The sequence below is a fragment of the Nocardia sp. NPDC059240 genome (assembly GCF_042753865.1).
Taxonomy (GTDB): domain Bacteria; phylum Actinomycetota; class Actinomycetes; order Mycobacteriales; family Mycobacteriaceae; genus Nocardia.
In genome coordinates this window covers 23,399-38,168 of record NZ_JBHZAC010000010.1, presented here as the reverse complement: position 1 = coordinate 38,168, position 14,770 = coordinate 23,399, and the positions used below count along the sequence as shown (strand labels likewise).

The following is a 14,770-nucleotide window of genomic DNA, read 5'->3' as shown; positions in this document are numbered from 1 at the left end:
TTTCAACTAGATCTTGCACGGTGACTCGTAGCCTGGAGCGTGTCCCCGTTCGTGTTTCGCAGGACCCCGCGGTCGGCGGTGCCCGCCGGTGGCGTCGAATCGCGGTGGTGGCCGGGCTGATCGGTGCGTTCCTCGCAGTGCTGGTGCCGATATTGCCGGTGAATCAGCAACAGGCGTCGGTGCGGTGGCCGCAAGCGAACGCGGGCAGCGTGACCATGCCGCTGGTGTCGTATTCGCCGGTGAACGTGACGGTCGACATACCTTGCGCCGCAGCGAAAGAACTCGGTTCGAACGGCGGCAACCTGGTGTCGACGGTGCCGCCGGGCTCCGGTCAGGCGTGGCACTACGGCTTGAATGTCGTTGTCACACCCCAGCAGAGTGGGAGCCGGTTGCAGGTGGTGCTGCGCGACCGGACTCTGCTGGACGCAGCGGTCGCGGATCTGCCGTCGGGGTGTGCGGTGTCGATCATGTCCGATGGGGACCACACCGTCGTGGCTGCCGGAGTCGGCGAACCGGTCACGGTGCCAGGGGATTTCCGTCCCCAGGTGGTCGGGATCTTCACCGATCTCCCTGATCCGCGCGGCTCGGGCGTGCGTGCCGATGTGCTGATCGATTCGCGGTTCACGACCTCGCCGACGGTGTGGAAGCTGGCGGCGATCCTCGGAGCGTTGGTGGCGACGGTGCTGTCCCTGTGGGCGCTGCACCGCCTCGACGGTCTCGACGGCCGTCGCAATCGGCGCGTGCTGCCGCGGCGCTGGTGGCGGCCCCGCCCGGTGGACGGTGTGATCATCGGGACCCTGGTGCTGTGGTACTTCATCGGCGCGGGCACGGCCGATGACGGCTACATCCTCGGTATGGCCCGAACCGCCAGGCACGCAGGCTATCTGGCCAACTACTTCGCCTATTTCGGTGTGCCGGAGACGCCGATCGGCATTCCTTTCGACTACTTGTTCGGCGCCATGGCCCAGCTGTGGCCTGCGAGCATCGCGGTGCGACTGCCGGGTCTGCTGATCGCGATCGTGTGTTGGTTGCTGATCAGCCGTGAGGTGGCGCCCCGGCTCGGTGTCGCCGCGCGGACCGAGCGGGCCGCGATCTGGGCGGGCGGCCTGTTGTTCCTGGCGTTCTGGCTGCCCTACAACAACGGTCTGCGTCCGGAACCCGCTGTCGCCCTGGGGGTTCTGCTGACCTGTGTGTCGATGGAACGCGCCCTGGCGACCCGCCGATTGACACCCGCCGCGCTAGCCCTGCTGCCGGCCGCGCTGGCGGTCGTCACCAACCCGTCGGGCCTGATCTGTATCGCGGCCCTGCTGGCCGGGGCCCGCCCACTGGCACAGATCGTTGTCGAGCGTGCCCGCAGCACCGGCTATCTCGCATTGATCGCGCCGGCGTTGGCGACGGGCGCGGTCATCCTGACCGTCGTGTTCGTCGGCCAGCCGATCTCCTCGGTGGCGCCCATGCTCGCCGCCCACCAGGCGGTCGGCCCGAAAATGCCTTGGTACGACGAGTATCTCGTGTACCAGAACCTTTTCCAGCCGATCCCCGACGGGTCGCTGGCCCGCAGATTCGCCATGCTCGCCCTGTTCCTGGCACTGAGCGTGGCGGTGCTGGCGTTGCTGCGCCACGGCGGCCGGATACCGGGGCTCGCGGCGGGGCCGACCCGGCGGATCGTGGGCACCACAATGGCCGCGATTCCACTGATGACGTTCTCGCCCACCAAGTTCACTCATCACCTGGGCGTCTTCGCGGGACTCGCCGGGGCGGTCGCCGTGGTCGCGGGTGTCGCGGTCGGCCCGCGCGTGATCCGGTCGGCGCGTAACCGCGCACTGGTGGCCGCCGCCGTGCTCGCTCTGCTGGCGATGTCGTTCGCCAGCTCCAACAGCTGGTGGTATGTGGCCAGCTACGGGATCCCGTGGTGGGACAAGCCGATCTCGATTCACGGAATCTCCATCGGCACCGTGTGTCTCGTGCTCTCGCTGCTGGCCGTCGTGGCCGCGGGCTGGTGGCATGTGCGTGAACCGTTCCGCCGCATCGAGCGAGCACCGCGCAGGCGTGTCCCGATGTTCACGCTCGCCGTGGCGCTGGTCGTGGTCTTCGAGGTGGCCTCGTTCGTGAAGGCCGCGGTCGACCGATATCCGGCCTATTCGATCGCGAAGTCGAATGTCTCGTCCCTGGCCGGAAGTCCGTGTGGATTGGCCGACGATGTCCTGGTCGAGCCGGATCCGAACGCCGGAGTCCTCCAGCCTGTTTCGGGTGACGCCGCCACCGCGCTGGGAGCAGGATCCAGCGACGGCTTCACAGCGGACGGCGTCAACGTCAACGATCTGGTCCCCGACTCCTCGGATGCCGCGGCCGCATCGGTCGGCCAGTCGCTCGGCAGCTCCGGCACGACGACGAAGTCCGCGACCGACAGTGCGAGCGGTCCCGGCGCAGGCCCCCGCACCGGCATCAACGGCAGCACCATCCCACTGCCGTTCGGCCTGGACCCGGCCACCACGCCGATACTGGGCAGCTACGGAAGCCCCGGTGCCGCCAAGACATTGATCTCCGGCTGGTATCGCCTGCCTGTTCCACGGACCGGTGTCGGCCGCAGCGAGATCATCTCCGTCGCCGCCGCGGGGCGCATCGCCTCGACCGACCTGGACAACCTGCCGGTGGCGGGCCAATCCGTACAACTCGAATACGGTGTCATCGACGCAGGCGCCATCACCCCGCTGGGCCGCGTCACCCCCGACGATGTGAGCGTGCTGCAGCCCTCGTGGCGCAATCTCCGCATCCCCCTGAATCAGCTACCGGCGCAAGCAGATGTCGTCCGGCTCGTCGCCTCGGTCGACAGCACCGACCCACAGCAATGGGTGGCCCTCACCCCGCCCCGCGTCCCGCACCTGCAAACTCTCGACGCCTTCGTAGGCCATTCGACCCCGGTCCTGATGGACTGGCTCGTCGGCCTGCAGTTCCCTTGCCAGCAGCCCATGCTCCACCGCAACGGTGTCGCCGACCTCCCGAAATACCGCATCACCCCGGAGTTCTCGGCCACCATCATGACCACGAACTGGGAGAGCCACACCTCGGGTGGCCCGCTGGGCTACACCGACCTGCTGACCTCCACGCAGGCGATCCCCACCTACCTCCGAGACGACTGGAAGCGCAATTGGGGTGACCTGCTGGCACTCACGCCCTACGTCGGCTCCGCAACCCCGGCGCAGGTCGACACCACTACCGTGCAGCGCTCCGGCCTGTGGACTCCGGGACCACTCAACCTGCTGATCCGCTAGCGCGGGTGGTCGACGGCCCAAGCGCAGATGGCTGCAAGGGGTACCTCGAGGGATTTGCCGAGTTCGGTGAGGGAGTACTCGATGTGCTGCGGGGCGGTCTGCTTGTAGACGTGGCGTTCGACGAGCCCGTCGGATTCCATGCCGCGCAGCGTTTCGGTGAGGACTTTCTGCGTGATGCCCGGCAGCCGGTTTCGCAGCCGCGCCGGGCGTTGGGGGCCGTCGAGTAGGGCGTAGATGAGGAGGATTCGCCACTTGGCGGACAGGCGTTCGAGGGCCTGGCGGGTGGTGCAGGATTCCTCGAGGACGTCCGGGATGACCAGTGACATCTCGCCTCCGTTCGGAAGGGCACCGCGAAGTGCCTTCTATCGGTGGCGGCGGTGCGCGCCTACCGTCATCTCCACCGTAATCGGACGACATCGAGACGAGAGAACGAGATGACAGTCAGCACAGTGCCGTTCACCTTCACCAGCGCGGGCGACCGGCTGGTGGGCAATCTGTACCTGCCCGAGGGCGAGCCGACGGGCGTGGTGGTGACGACCGGGCCATTGACCTCGGTCAAGGAGCAGGCGGCGGGCGTGTACGCGGAGGCTTTGGCGCGGCGTGGGTTCGCGGCACTGGCCTTCGACCACCGGACGTTCGGTGAAAGCGAGGGTGTGCCAAGGCAGTTGGAGGATCCGCTGGGCAAGGCGGCCGATATCAGCGCAGCGATCACCGCACTGCTGGCCGACGAGCGGCTAGCCGGGAAACCGGTGCTGGCGGTGGGTGTTTGCGCGGGCGGCGGGTATATGGCCCGTGCCGTCGCCGACGATTCGCGTATCCGGGCATTCGCCGGTGTCGCGGGGGTCTATCCCGACGCGGCGGCCAACCCGGCCGACCCGGCGGTGGTCGAGCGCGGCCGCTTGGCTCGTGAGCGCCGTCTGGCGACCGGAGAGGTCGAAACCATCCAGGCCGTGGCCGCCGACAACGGTGATGTGGCCATGCCCCTGACCGAGGCGTTCGAGTACTACGGCACCCCGCGCGGCGCGGTCCCCAACTACACGAACGGTTTCGCGGTCGAATCCTATGAGCACACCCCAGGTTTCGACGCCCAGGAGGCGGCCGCGCGGCTGGCGGTCCCGTTCCTGCTCGTACATTCCGAGCATGCCCTGGTACCGCCGTGGGCGCGCAAGTTCTACGGGGCGGTGACCACGGACAAGTCGGAGCTGTGGCTGAATTCGGTCGGCCAGATCGACTTCTACGACGATCCCCGCCTGATCGAACCCGCCGCCGACGCCGCAGCCGAACTGTTCCGCAGCGTGCTGTGAGCGCGACGCGTCGCGCCGGATGACGACGGCCGGGGCCCGGGAACGGTCATTCGACGGTTCCCGGCCCGGTCCGGCGGTCACGCGATGGCGGCGGGAACCTCCGGCTCCGATTCGCTGGGCCGGTACGCGTTGTCGGCGTAGCCGGGCATGAGCTGCCGCAGCGTGGGTTCCCAATCCGAAAGCCGCTGGGGGAAGCAGCGATCGAGGAGCTCGGCCATGATCGCGGGCGCGGTCGAGGCACCGGGGGAGGCGCCCAGGAGACCGGCGATGGTGCCGTCGGCGCCGGTGACGAGTTCGGTGCCCATGGTCAGAACACCGATGCGATCCGGGTCGGGCTTGACGAGTTGGGCTCGCTGTCCGGCCGACACCAGATACCAGTCGGCGGGGTCGGCGTCGGGGTAGAACCGTTGCAGCTGAGCGAATTTGCGGCGACGCGTGGCGAGTAGTTCGCCGATCAGATAACGCACCAGCGGCAGGTTCTGCACCCCCGCGGCGAGCAGGATGACGATATTCGTCCACCGCAGCGTCGTGAACAGGTCCGTGAGCCTGCCGTATTTGAGCAGTCGGGTGCTGAAGGTGGCGTAGGGGCCGAACAGTAAGGATTCCTGCCCGTCGACGACGCGTTTGTCCAAGTGCGGCACGGACATCGGGGGAGCGCCCACCGGGGGTTGGCTGTAGACCTTCACCTCGTGGCGTGCCACCACTTCGGGATTGTCGGTGCGCAGGAACTGCGCGCCGACCGGCAGCACCCCGTAGCCGCGCACCTCGGGCAGGCGTGCGCGTTGCAGCAGCCGCAACGCGTACCCGCCCGCACCGACGAACACGAATCGCGCGCGAATACTGAAGCGCTGCCCGGTGTTTCGATCTCGCCCCGAGACCCTCCACAGGCCGTCGTCGCCCCGCCGCAGCCGCGTCACCTCGTGACCGGTGCGCAATTGCGCGCCGCCGGCGGCGGTCATCGCATCCACCAATGACCCGGTGAGCGCACCGAAGTCGACATCGGTGCCTGCCGCGATGCGGGTCGCGGCCACCGGTTCGGCAGTGTCGCGCCCGTCCATGAGCAGGGGAGCCCAGCCCGCGATGACGGCCGGATCCTCGCTGTACTCCATCGTCGCGAACGCGGGCAGCGCGCGCAGTGTCTCGAACCGCTGCCGCAGGTAGGCGACATCCCGTTCGCCGAACACCACGTCCATGTGTGGTGTCGGTGTGACGAATGCCGTATCGGTGAGCGCTCCCCGGTCGGAGAGTCCGGCCCAGAACTGCCGCGACAGCGCGAACATCGACGCGATCTCGACGGTCTTACCCGGATCGCTCGCGTCCGGCATGTAGTTGAGCTCGCAGTACCCCGAGTGCCCGGTGCCCGCGTTGTGCCACGGGGCGGAACTCTCGGCGGCAACCCGGTCGAGTCGTTCCAACAGCACCATCGACCAATCCGGTTGCAGCGCTGCGATCATCGCGCCCAGCGTGGCGGACATGATGCCGCCCCCGATCAGGACGACATCGAGAACCTCGGTCCCGGCGGATGATTCGGTGGTGGCGGGCTGCGCGTTCATGTGGCTGACCTCCTCGGCTCCTGGTATCCGTCATCGTCACGCCGCCACGATCCATCCGTCCAATGTCGATTCCGGACGAATATGATCCGAATATGGATGAATTATCGTCGTCCCAGGTCGAGGCCCTGATCCCGCTGCTGGCGGCCTTCGATGCGGCCGCCGATGAGGGGCACATCACTCGTGCGGCCCAGCGTCTGGGCGTGCCGCAATCCTCGCTGAGCCGCCGCTTGAAGGCCGTCGAGCAGGCGGTCGGGGTGCGGTTGTTCCAGCCGGTCGGTCGCCGGGTCGCGCTGACGGCGGCCGGGCAGGAGCTCTTCGAACGCACCCGCGGCCTGGTCCGGGCGCTCGGCGACGCGGTCGACGTGGTGCGTGCCGACGCGGACCCCGACAGCGGCCTGGTGCGTTTCGGCTTCCCCTTCACCCTCGGCCCGGTCAGCATCCCGTCGCTGCTGGCCGACTTCCACGCGGGCGCACCGCGGATCAGGCTGCATCTGGTGCAGGCGCACGGCACCGCGCTGGTCGACATGGTTCGCGACGGCCGCCTGGATCTCGCGGTCACCATCCCGGCCCCCGACGATCTGCCGACCATCGTCCTGGGGTTCCAGCGCATCGACCTCTACGTCTCCGACCGGCACCCCCTCGCCGGACGCGCCGAGATCGAGCTGTCCGAGCTCGCCGACGAACCGTTCATCGCCAACCCGCCCACCTACCATCTGCGCAGGCTCTTCGACTCCTGGTGCGCCGCAGCCGGATTCACCCCGAACGTCGGGTTCGAGATCACCGAGTTCGACACCCTGCGCGCCCTGGTCGCCCAGAACCTCGGCATCGCGGTCCTCCCCGCCCCCGAACTGCCCTATCCCGGCCTGGCCCGCGTCCCCCTTACCGGCGACCGCGACCGCAGCATCGGCCTGGTGGCGGGAGATCACCGCCCCACCCCGGCGGTGGAGCGGTTACGCGATCACATTGCGGCCCATGCCATGTCGTATCTGGACCGGGCCCATCACCAGGGCCCGTAGTGCTTCGCCCGACTACGTGCGGACGACTTCGTAACGGGCGGCGGCGAATTCACCGTTCGGCGCGAGTTCGGTGAGCTTCAATTCCAGCCGCCGGGGCAGCAGCGGAGCGCCCGCACCGAGGGTGACCGGTGCGATGGACACCACCACCTCGTCCAACAGTCCTTGATCGGCGAACTGCCCGGCCAGATCACCACCGCCGACGATCCAGATGTCCTTGCCCGCCGCCGCTTCCGCCATCTGCTTGTGCACGACCTCCACCGGGTCCTGGATGAAACGGATATCCGCACCGTCGAGGCGGGGCGGGAAGACCCGGTGCGTGAACACCCAAGCGGGAACGTTGTAGGGCCACGGGTCTTCGGGGGCGTTGTCGAGCAGCCATTGATACGTGCTCGATCCCATGGCGAGTGCGCCGATGTTCGCGATGAACGGGTTGTAACCCATCGGCCCGTCGGCGTCGGTGTCGCGGGTCACCAGCCAGTCCAGCGAATGCTCGGTGGTGGCGATGAATCCGTCGAGGGAAGTGCCGGTGTAGTACACGGTGCGGGTCATGGGTCAGCCTCTCTTGCGGAGCCAGAGAATGGGATCTCCGCTGTCGATTTCGGTGGTGTGGCCGGGTAGTTCGGTGCGCAGCCAGCCGCGTGCCAGCTGTCTGCGATGCGCCGCGAAGGTGAGCACGTGGGCGATCACGCTGCCGAGCACGAAGCTTTCGGGCGGATCGCAGAGCGCGTCGATGAGGGTGTCGCCCCAGCCGCCGCGCCGGTCGATCTCGCGGATCGTGCCCAGCCAGCGCGGTGTCAGTTCGTCGAGTTGCCGGAGCAGCGTGGCCGGGTCGTCGCCGTACGGTGCGGGCGTATCGGTGCCCTCGAGGCATGCCAGCCACACCTCCTTCGACCACACCACGTGATGCAGTGCCGCCGCGATGGAGTCGTCCGGGCCGTCCCACTCCAGCACCGTGTGCGATGCGCGGGGCAACCGATACCGGTCCTCGTCGAGTCCGGCTGCGAGGCCGAGCAATTCGCGCGTGTCCTCCAGATCGTGGTGCAGCAGCAGCGATGTCGGGTCCATGTCGTGCCTGCCTTTCGCTTCGCTCTCCACCCACAGCGCCATCGGCGGATGGAAGTGGATCCCGTTGGCCGCCGGCAGCCACGACGTTCGCGCGCCGGCCGGGGTGCGGCTCGGCGGATGCCCGTAGGCGCGCCCGAAGGCACGGGTGAACCCCTCCAGCGAGTCGTACCCGGCCGCGAACGCCGCCTCGGTGACCGGTGTCCCGCGGCTCAATTGCCACGCCGCCCGCTCCAGCAGCACCCGCCGCCGCATGGCGACCGGCGACTCCCCGGTATTGCGGGAGAACTGCCGCGCGAAATGGAACGGGGAGGAGTGCACGTCCTGCGCCATCGCATCGAGGGTCGCGTTGTCCTCGTCGAGGACGGCGTCGAGGAAATCGCGCAGGCGGTCACGTCCGGTGGTCACGCTGACGAGTCTGCTATGCCACGGACCTGGATCGCTTGACCGTTCTTGCGCAATGTCCGCGCGGTTCAGGAACGGGTGGCGTCCTCGGCGTCTAGGACCTTGCCGGGGTTGAACAGGCCCAGCGGGTCGAGGGCACGTTTGACCGCGATCATCAGGTCCACACCGGAGCCGTGCTCCTCGCGCAGATACTTCTTCTTGGTCAGCCCGATGCCGTGCTCGCCGGTGGCGGTGCCACCGACCTCCAGGGCGTGCCGCACCACCAGATCGGAGAACACCTGCGCGCCCGCGTATTCGTCCTCGTTGTACGGGACGATGGTGTGCACGTTTCCGTCGCCGATGTGCCCGGCGACGGTGATGTTCAAGCCCAGTTCGGTACCCAGCCGGGTGGCGGTGTCGACCGCCCCGGCGATCCGTGAGTAGGGGACCGCGGTATCGGTGATCAGGAATCGGCGGCCCGGATTGCACGCCTTGACCGCGAAATACAGGTTGTGGCGGTCCTCCCACAGCGCATGCCGATCCCCGTGCGTGCGCGCGGTGGCCACCTCGATCGCCCGGTGCGCGTGTGCGATCCGCTGGATCTCGGTCTCGTTGGCCGTCACCGCGGCCGCCGAACTGGACTCGATATCGATGAACAGCGCGGGCGATTCGGCGTACGCGGTACCCCGGAAGGCGTTGATGGCAGCCATGCTCGGCGCGTCCACGAGTTCGAGGCGGCTCACCGGCAACGCCAGACCCAGCATCTCGACGGCGGTGTCGACCGCGTCGGTGACGGTGGGGAACGAAATGCGCAGTGAGTGAATCCATTCCGGAATCGGATGCAGCCGCACCGTCAGCTCGGTGATGATCCCGAGCGTGCCCGCCGAGCCGATCAACAGATCCTTGAGGTCGTAGCCGCTCGACGATTTGCGCACCGCCCGCCCGAGCCGGGTCAGCGTGCCGTCGGCGAAGACCGCCTGCAGGGCGAGCACATTGGCGCGCATTCCGCCGTAGCGCACGGTGGTGGTGCCGCTGGCATTGGTGGCCGCCATGCCGCCCAGCGAAGCGTCCGCGCCGGGATCCACCGTGAACTGCAGCCCGTATTCGGCCGCCGCCGCATTCAACCGGGTGCGAGTGACACCGGGCTGCACGGTGGCGGTGAAGTCCTCCGGCGTGATCGCGAGGATCTTGTCGGCCTGCGAGAGATCCACGATCAACTCGTCTCCGCGCGCCAGCAGATGCCCTTCCAGGCTGGTGCCCGCTCCGCGCGCGATGAGCGGTGTCGCGTGCTCGCGCGCCCAGTCGACCACGGTCACCACCTCGTCGGCATCGACCGGGTACACCACGCCCCGCGGGCGGTGCCCGGGCCGTCCGGTTTCATCGACGGTGAACTGATCGAGGACCACTGGGCGAGTGTCGATCTCGAGCATGTGGACCTCCGCGTTCCCGGGTGCGACCGGTACTACTCCTGGTACGTCATGAGGATACGGCGGACGGACTGGGTGACGGGCAACTCGCCCGTCAGCGGCACCCAGCGGTAGTCGGCGTAGTTGGTCACCCGCACCGGCCCCGCGGTCGCCACCTCGGCGGCGAAATGCTCTCTGCGGACCGGTTTTCCGGCTGCCGAGAGGTACTCGAAGCTGCCGAGGTGCCGCACGATGTCGGTCACCGCCAGCCCGGTCTCCTCCCGGACCGCGCGGACCACCGCGCTGGCCAGCGTTTCCCCGGCCCGCACCACCGTGCCGGGTAGGTGCAGCGGACTGCGCCCCTCGGCATGCTCCTCGTGCTCGAGCATCAGCACCGCGTCATTGTTCGCGACCACGACACCGACGCGCAGCGCCACCTCATCGGTGGTCGCTCGCCGCTGAAGTTCTTCCAACACCGGCTCGCCGATCGATTGCCTGGGCGAAACCTCGAAATCCCACACTGCACACCACATCCCGTATCACCGGACACCGTCGACCGATACCGACAACGCTACCGGCGGAGAAACGGTCGGCGGCAGAGACATTCGCAAGATTAGAAGCATATTCGCCGATCCGATCCCCAACCCGGAAACTTTCTGGGCGTGGCGGGTGCGAAGCTTGACACGGTGCCAGCCGACGAGAGGAGATGCTCGTGAAGGTGTTCCAGATCGGTGCGGCCGGCGGGATCGGCCGCCGGCTTTCGGGGTTGCTGAGCGTGCGCGGTGACGAGGTCAGCGGGATGCATCGCAATCCGGAGCAGGCCGGGGTGATCGTGGCGAGCGGGGCGACGCCGGTGCTCGGCGATCTGATCGCGGATTCGGTGGATGCGCTGGCCGCGAAATTCCACGGTCACGACGCGGTCGTGTTCTCCGCGGGCGCGCACGGCACGGGAATCGACCAGACCAGCCTGATCGATGGCAGGGGGCTGGAGAAATGTGTCGATGCCGCCCGCTTTGCCGGTATTGCCCGATTCATTCTGGTGTCCGTGTTCCCGGAGGCCGGTCGCGATCGCGACACCAGCGCGGGTTTCGAGCACTACATGAAGGTGAAGAAGACCGCCGACGCTTATCTCGTCGCGACCGGTCTGGATTGGCTCATCGTGCGCCCCGGAACACTCCGCGACGAACCCGGAAAGGGTCTGGTCGCAGCCGGACTCGCGATCGAATACGGGGACATCGCCCGCGACGACGTGGCGGCCTTCCTGGATGTCGCCCTGCATCGGCCCGCGCTGAACCGCCTCATCATCGAACTGACCGGCGGACACACGCCCGTCGCCGACGCGGTAGAACTGGTGCTGGAACGCTCCACCACGGCCAGGGAATAGCCGAAAGCCACATTTCACGGCCGAAATTCGCGCGCGGATCGCAACCGGGTGCGGCATATGCGCGAGATACCTGGAATAGTTGGGGCGGAACGCACAAGGACCGAGGCGAAAGCGGGGATGTTGGTGACTTCGACTGACGGTGTGAGCGGGGTAAGCACGGTGAAGGATGCGGTGCCCTCGCCATCGAACACCCTCGAGCGCGATGTCCAGACCCTGGAAAAGGCGATCTACGAAGTCAAACGGGTGATCGTCGGTCAGGATCGCCTGGTCGAGCGGCTGTTGGTCGGAGTACTCGCCAAGGGACACGTCCTGCTGGAGGGTGTGCCGGGCATCGCGAAGACCCTGGCCGTGGAGACGTTCGCGACGGTGGTGGGCGGTAGTTTCTCCCGCGTCCAGTTCACGCCGGACCTGGTGCCTACCGACCTCGTCGGTACCCGCATCTACCGGCAGGGCCGCGAGGAATTCGATACCGAGCTGGGCCCGGTGGTCGCGAACTTCGTGCTCGCCGACGAGATCAACCGCGCACCCGCGAAGGTGCAGTCCGCGTTGCTCGAGGTGATGGCCGAGCGGCATGTGACCATCGGTGGCAAGACCTATCCGATGCCGAATCCGTTCCTGGTCATGGCGACTCAGAACCCGATCGAATCCGAAGGCGTGTACCCGCTGCCCGAGGCGCAGCGCGACCGCTTCCTGTTCAAGGTCGTGGTGGACTACCCCTCCGTCGAGGAGGAGCGCGAGATCATCTACCGGATGGGTGTCACCCCGCCGGCCGCGAAGCCGGTGCTCGATCCCGAGCAGCTGGTGCGCCTGCAGGCCGTGGCCGCCAATACCTTCGTGCACCACGCGCTGGTCGACTATGTGGTCCGCGTGATCGCCGCGACCCGTAAGCCCGCCGAGTTCGGCATGCACGATGTGGCCGGGTGGATCTCCTACGGTGCGTCGCCGCGTGCGTCGCTGGGCATCATCGCCGCCGCCCGCGCGGTCGCGCTGATCCGCGGCCGCGACTACGTGGTGCCGCAGGACGTGGTCGAGGTGATCCCGGATGTGCTGCGCCACCGCCTGGTGCTGTCCTACGACGCACTCGCCGACGAGGTCAGCCCCGACGACGTGATCAAGCGCGTGCTGCAGACCATCGGTCTGCCGCAGGTAGCCGCGCAGGCCAATGTGCCGGCCGGTGCCGCACCCGCCGCCCCGATGCCGGCTCCGGCCGCGCCGCCGGCGATGGGTCCGCACGGCGGTCAGCCCATGGCTGCGGTGGGCGGTATCCCGCAGCCGCCGCAGCAGGGTATCCCGCAGCCGCCCAACGGGCAGCTGTCCGGGGTGCCCGGTCAGCCGCAGGGTAAGTGAGGCCGGTCCCGGAATCGATTGCGCCCGTGACGATCTCACCTCCCAGCGGCTCCACGCACGCCCCGCCCTCGTTCCGGCAGGGGCAGCTGACCGACCCGCGGTTGGCGGCGGCGTTGAAGACGCTCGAACTCACCGTGCGCCGCCGCCTCGACGGCGTGCTGCACGGTGACCACCTGGGCTTGATCCCGGGTCCCGGCTCCGAGCCGGGCGATGCCCGCATGTACCAGCCGGGCGACGATGTGCGGCAGATGGATTGGTCGGTCACCGCCCGCACCACCCATCCGCACGTGCGGCAGATGGTCGCCGACCGGGAACTCGAGACCTGGCTGGTCATCGACCTGTCGGCCTCGCTGGATTTCGGCACCGCGCTGTGTGAGAAGCGGGATCTGGTGGTCGCCGCGGCGGCCGCGGTCACGCATCTGACCAGCGGCGGTGGTAACCGCATCGGCGCGGTGATCTCCAATGGCCAGCAGTTGATCCGCATTCCGGCCCGCAGCGGCCGGGTGCACGAGCAGGCCATGCTGCGCAAGATCGCCACCACGCCGCACGCCCCCGACGGGGTGCGCGGGGATCTGCGCGACGCCATCGAGGCGCTGCGCCGTCCGCAGCGCAAACGCGGTCTGGCCGTGGTCATTTCCGACTTCCTCGGGGATATCGACTGGCAGCGTTCGCTGCGTGCCATCTCCGGCCGTCACGATCTGCTCGGAGTCGAGGTGCTCGACCCGCGCGATCTGGATCTGCCGGATGTCGGTGACGTGGTCCTGCACGACCCGGAGTCGGGCCGGACCCGCGAATTCAGTGTGACCCCCACGCTCCGTGCCGATTTCGCGCGCGCGGCTCAGCAGCACCGTGAACAGGTGGAGGCTGCGCTGCGCAGTTGTGGTGCGCCGGTGATGACCCTGCGCACCGACAGCGACTGGATCGCGGACGTGGTGAGATTCGTGTCGACCCGGCGCCACACCTTCGGCGCCTCGACTGCCGGACGGGTGCCGCGACAGTGACCATTGGCGATTTGACCTTCAGCCTCTCGCATTTCGTCGACCAGAACTGGCTGGCCTTCCTGGTGGTGCTGGCCGCGATTGCCGTGTTGTACGCGGTGATGCAGCGGCGGCGGCGAAAGCACCTGCTGCGCTTCACCAATATGGATCTGCTGGAGAAGGTGGCTCCGGCGCAGCCGCGGCCGTGGCGGCACATCTCGGTGGCGCTGACGCTGGTGGGCCTGATGTTCCTGACCTTCGCCGCGGCCGGTCCGACCGCCGCGAAGAAGGTGCCGCGCAACCGCGCCACGGTGATCCTGGTGATCGACGTGTCGCTGTCGATGGAGGCGACCGATGTGCCGCCGAGTCGAATCCAGGTGGCCAAGAAGGCCGCCAAGGAATTCGCGGACGGTCTGACCCCGGGCATCAACCTGGGCCTGGTCACCTTCGCGGGGACCGCGTCGGTGCAGGTTTCGCCGACCACCAACCGGGAGGCGGTGAAGGCGGCCATCGACAATATGAAGCTGGCCGAGCGCACCGCCACGGGCGAGGGCATTCTGACCGCGTTGCAATCCATCGACACCCTGGCCTCGGTGCTGGGTGGCGCGGAGAAGCCGCCGCCGGCGCGCATCGTGATGATGTCCGACGGTAAGCAGACCGTTCCGGACGACAAGGACACCGAGAATCCGCGCCACGGCTTCACCGCCGCGCGTCTGGCGAAGGAGAAAGGTGTTCCGGTGTCGACCATTTCGTTCGGCACGACATGGGGCACCGTCGAGATTCCGGACCAGGACGGTAAGGGTTCGCAGCGGGTGCGGGTGCCCGTCGACGACGATTCCCTGCGCGAGATCGCGAAACTCTCCGGCGGTGACTTCTATACCGCCTCCACGCTCGAGGAACTCAAGGCTGTCTACGACACTCTCGAGGAGCAGATCGGCTACGAAACCACCATGGGCGATGCCAGCAAGCCATGGTTGTGGGCCGGTCTCGTGCTGACCGCTATCGGCGTTCTCACGGCTCTGCTCTATCGTCAGCGTCTGCCGTAAATCGGTACCGCGCGCCGAG

The 14,770-nt window shown here is 68.0% G+C and carries 13 protein-coding genes; 7 read left to right on the top strand and 6 right to left on the bottom strand.

Going from position 1 to position 14,770, the window contains the following annotated elements:
• Positions 1-20: 20 nt before the first annotated feature.
• On the top strand, positions 21-3,272 hold the full coding sequence (locus ACFXHA_RS32135) for an arabinosyltransferase domain-containing protein (protein ID WP_379362758.1): 3,252 nt from the start codon (positions 21-23) through the stop codon (positions 3,270-3,272).
• Here ACFXHA_RS32135 and ACFXHA_RS32130 read toward each other — a convergent pair.
• A complete protein-coding gene (locus tag ACFXHA_RS32130) occupies positions 3,269-3,598 on the bottom strand; it encodes a winged helix-turn-helix transcriptional regulator (protein WP_379362756.1) in 330 nt (109 codons plus the stop codon). The genes ACFXHA_RS32135 and ACFXHA_RS32130 overlap by 4 nt on opposite strands.
• A gap of 108 nt (positions 3,599-3,706) precedes the next feature.
• Between ACFXHA_RS32130 and ACFXHA_RS32125 the strand changes: the two genes are divergently transcribed.
• Positions 3,707-4,576: an alpha/beta hydrolase gene (locus ACFXHA_RS32125; protein WP_379362754.1), complete on the top strand. Its 870-nt coding sequence runs from the start codon at positions 3,707-3,709 to the stop codon at positions 4,574-4,576.
• 77 nt (positions 4,577-4,653) lie between these two features.
• Here the strand turns inward: ACFXHA_RS32125 and mqo are convergent, their stop codons facing one another.
• Complete coding sequence (gene mqo, locus ACFXHA_RS32120) at positions 4,654-6,129, bottom strand: malate dehydrogenase (quinone) (RefSeq protein WP_379362752.1); 1,476 nt, start codon at positions 6,127-6,129, stop codon at positions 4,654-4,656.
• A gap of 92 nt (positions 6,130-6,221) precedes the next feature.
• On the opposite strand from mqo, the gene ACFXHA_RS32115 reads away from it, so the two are divergent.
• Positions 6,222-7,145 carry a LysR substrate-binding domain-containing protein gene (locus ACFXHA_RS32115; protein ID WP_379362750.1) on the top strand — a complete coding sequence of 308 codons (924 nt, stop codon included), beginning with the start codon at positions 6,222-6,224 and terminating at the stop codon, positions 7,143-7,145.
• A gap of 12 nt (positions 7,146-7,157) precedes the next feature.
• On the opposite strand, the gene ACFXHA_RS32110 is transcribed toward ACFXHA_RS32115, so the two are convergent.
• The 4 genes from ACFXHA_RS32110 to ACFXHA_RS32095 all read right to left on the bottom strand — a co-directional run bounded on the left by ACFXHA_RS32110 (position 7,158) and on the right by ACFXHA_RS32095 (position 10,473).
• Positions 7,158-7,694 carry a dihydrofolate reductase family protein gene (locus ACFXHA_RS32110; protein WP_379362748.1) on the bottom strand — a complete coding sequence of 179 codons (537 nt, stop codon included), beginning with the start codon at positions 7,692-7,694 and terminating at the stop codon, positions 7,158-7,160.
• Positions 7,695-7,697: 3 nt separating this feature from the next.
• Positions 7,698-8,615, bottom strand: a complete 918-nt coding sequence (locus tag ACFXHA_RS32105) for a helix-turn-helix domain-containing protein (RefSeq protein WP_379362746.1) — start codon at positions 8,613-8,615, stop codon at positions 7,698-7,700.
• Positions 8,616-8,680: 65 nt separating this feature from the next.
• Positions 8,681-10,021 carry an FAD-binding oxidoreductase gene (locus ACFXHA_RS32100; protein ID WP_379362745.1) on the bottom strand — a complete coding sequence of 447 codons (1,341 nt, stop codon included), beginning with the start codon at positions 10,019-10,021 and terminating at the stop codon, positions 8,681-8,683.
• Positions 10,022-10,053: 32 nt separating this feature from the next.
• Positions 10,054-10,473 (bottom strand): NUDIX hydrolase, encoded by a 420-nt coding sequence (locus tag ACFXHA_RS32095; protein ID WP_379362743.1) that lies wholly within the window; start codon positions 10,471-10,473, stop codon positions 10,054-10,056.
• Between the two features lie 236 nt (positions 10,474-10,709).
• On the opposite strand from ACFXHA_RS32095, the gene ACFXHA_RS32090 reads away from it, so the two are divergent.
• The 4 genes from ACFXHA_RS32090 to ACFXHA_RS32075 all read left to right on the top strand — a co-directional run bounded on the left by ACFXHA_RS32090 (position 10,710) and on the right by ACFXHA_RS32075 (position 14,751).
• Positions 10,710-11,381 carry an NAD(P)H-binding protein gene (locus tag ACFXHA_RS32090; RefSeq protein WP_379362742.1) on the top strand — a complete coding sequence of 224 codons (672 nt, stop codon included), beginning with the start codon at positions 10,710-10,712 and terminating at the stop codon, positions 11,379-11,381.
• Positions 11,382-11,498: 117 nt separating this feature from the next.
• Positions 11,499-12,728 carry an AAA family ATPase gene (locus tag ACFXHA_RS32085; protein WP_379362741.1) on the top strand — a complete coding sequence of 410 codons (1,230 nt, stop codon included), beginning with the start codon at positions 11,499-11,501 and terminating at the stop codon, positions 12,726-12,728.
• 26 nt (positions 12,729-12,754) lie between these two features.
• Complete coding sequence (locus ACFXHA_RS32080; protein ID WP_379362740.1) at positions 12,755-13,729, top strand: DUF58 domain-containing protein; 975 nt, start codon at positions 12,755-12,757, stop codon at positions 13,727-13,729.
• A complete protein-coding gene (locus ACFXHA_RS32075) occupies positions 13,726-14,751 on the top strand; it encodes a VWA domain-containing protein (RefSeq protein ID WP_379362739.1) in 1,026 nt (341 codons plus the stop codon). Before ACFXHA_RS32080 ends, ACFXHA_RS32075 begins: the two co-directional genes overlap by 4 nt.
• Positions 14,752-14,770 lie beyond the last annotated feature (19 nt).

Bases quoted from the DNA above. Each gene is read 5' to 3' on its own strand.
- ACFXHA_RS32130 (WP_379362756.1), bottom strand. From the start codon at position 3,598: ATGTCACTGGTCATCCCGGACGTCCTCGAGGAATCCTGCACCACCCGC.
- ACFXHA_RS32125 (WP_379362754.1), top strand. From the start codon at position 3,707: ATGACAGTCAGCACAGTGCCGTTCACCTTCACCAGCGCGGGCGACCGG.
- mqo (WP_379362752.1), bottom strand. From the start codon at position 6,129: ATGAACGCGCAGCCCGCCACCACCGAATCATCCGCCGGGACCGAGGTT.
- ACFXHA_RS32115 (WP_379362750.1), top strand. From the start codon at position 6,222: ATGGATGAATTATCGTCGTCCCAGGTCGAGGCCCTGATCCCGCTGCTG.
- ACFXHA_RS32110 (WP_379362748.1), bottom strand. From the start codon at position 7,694: ATGACCCGCACCGTGTACTACACCGGCACTTCCCTCGACGGATTCATC.
- ACFXHA_RS32100 (WP_379362745.1), bottom strand. From the start codon at position 10,021: ATGCTCGAGATCGACACTCGCCCAGTGGTCCTCGATCAGTTCACCGTC.
- ACFXHA_RS32085 (WP_379362741.1), top strand. From the start codon at position 11,499: ATGTTGGTGACTTCGACTGACGGTGTGAGCGGGGTAAGCACGGTGAAG.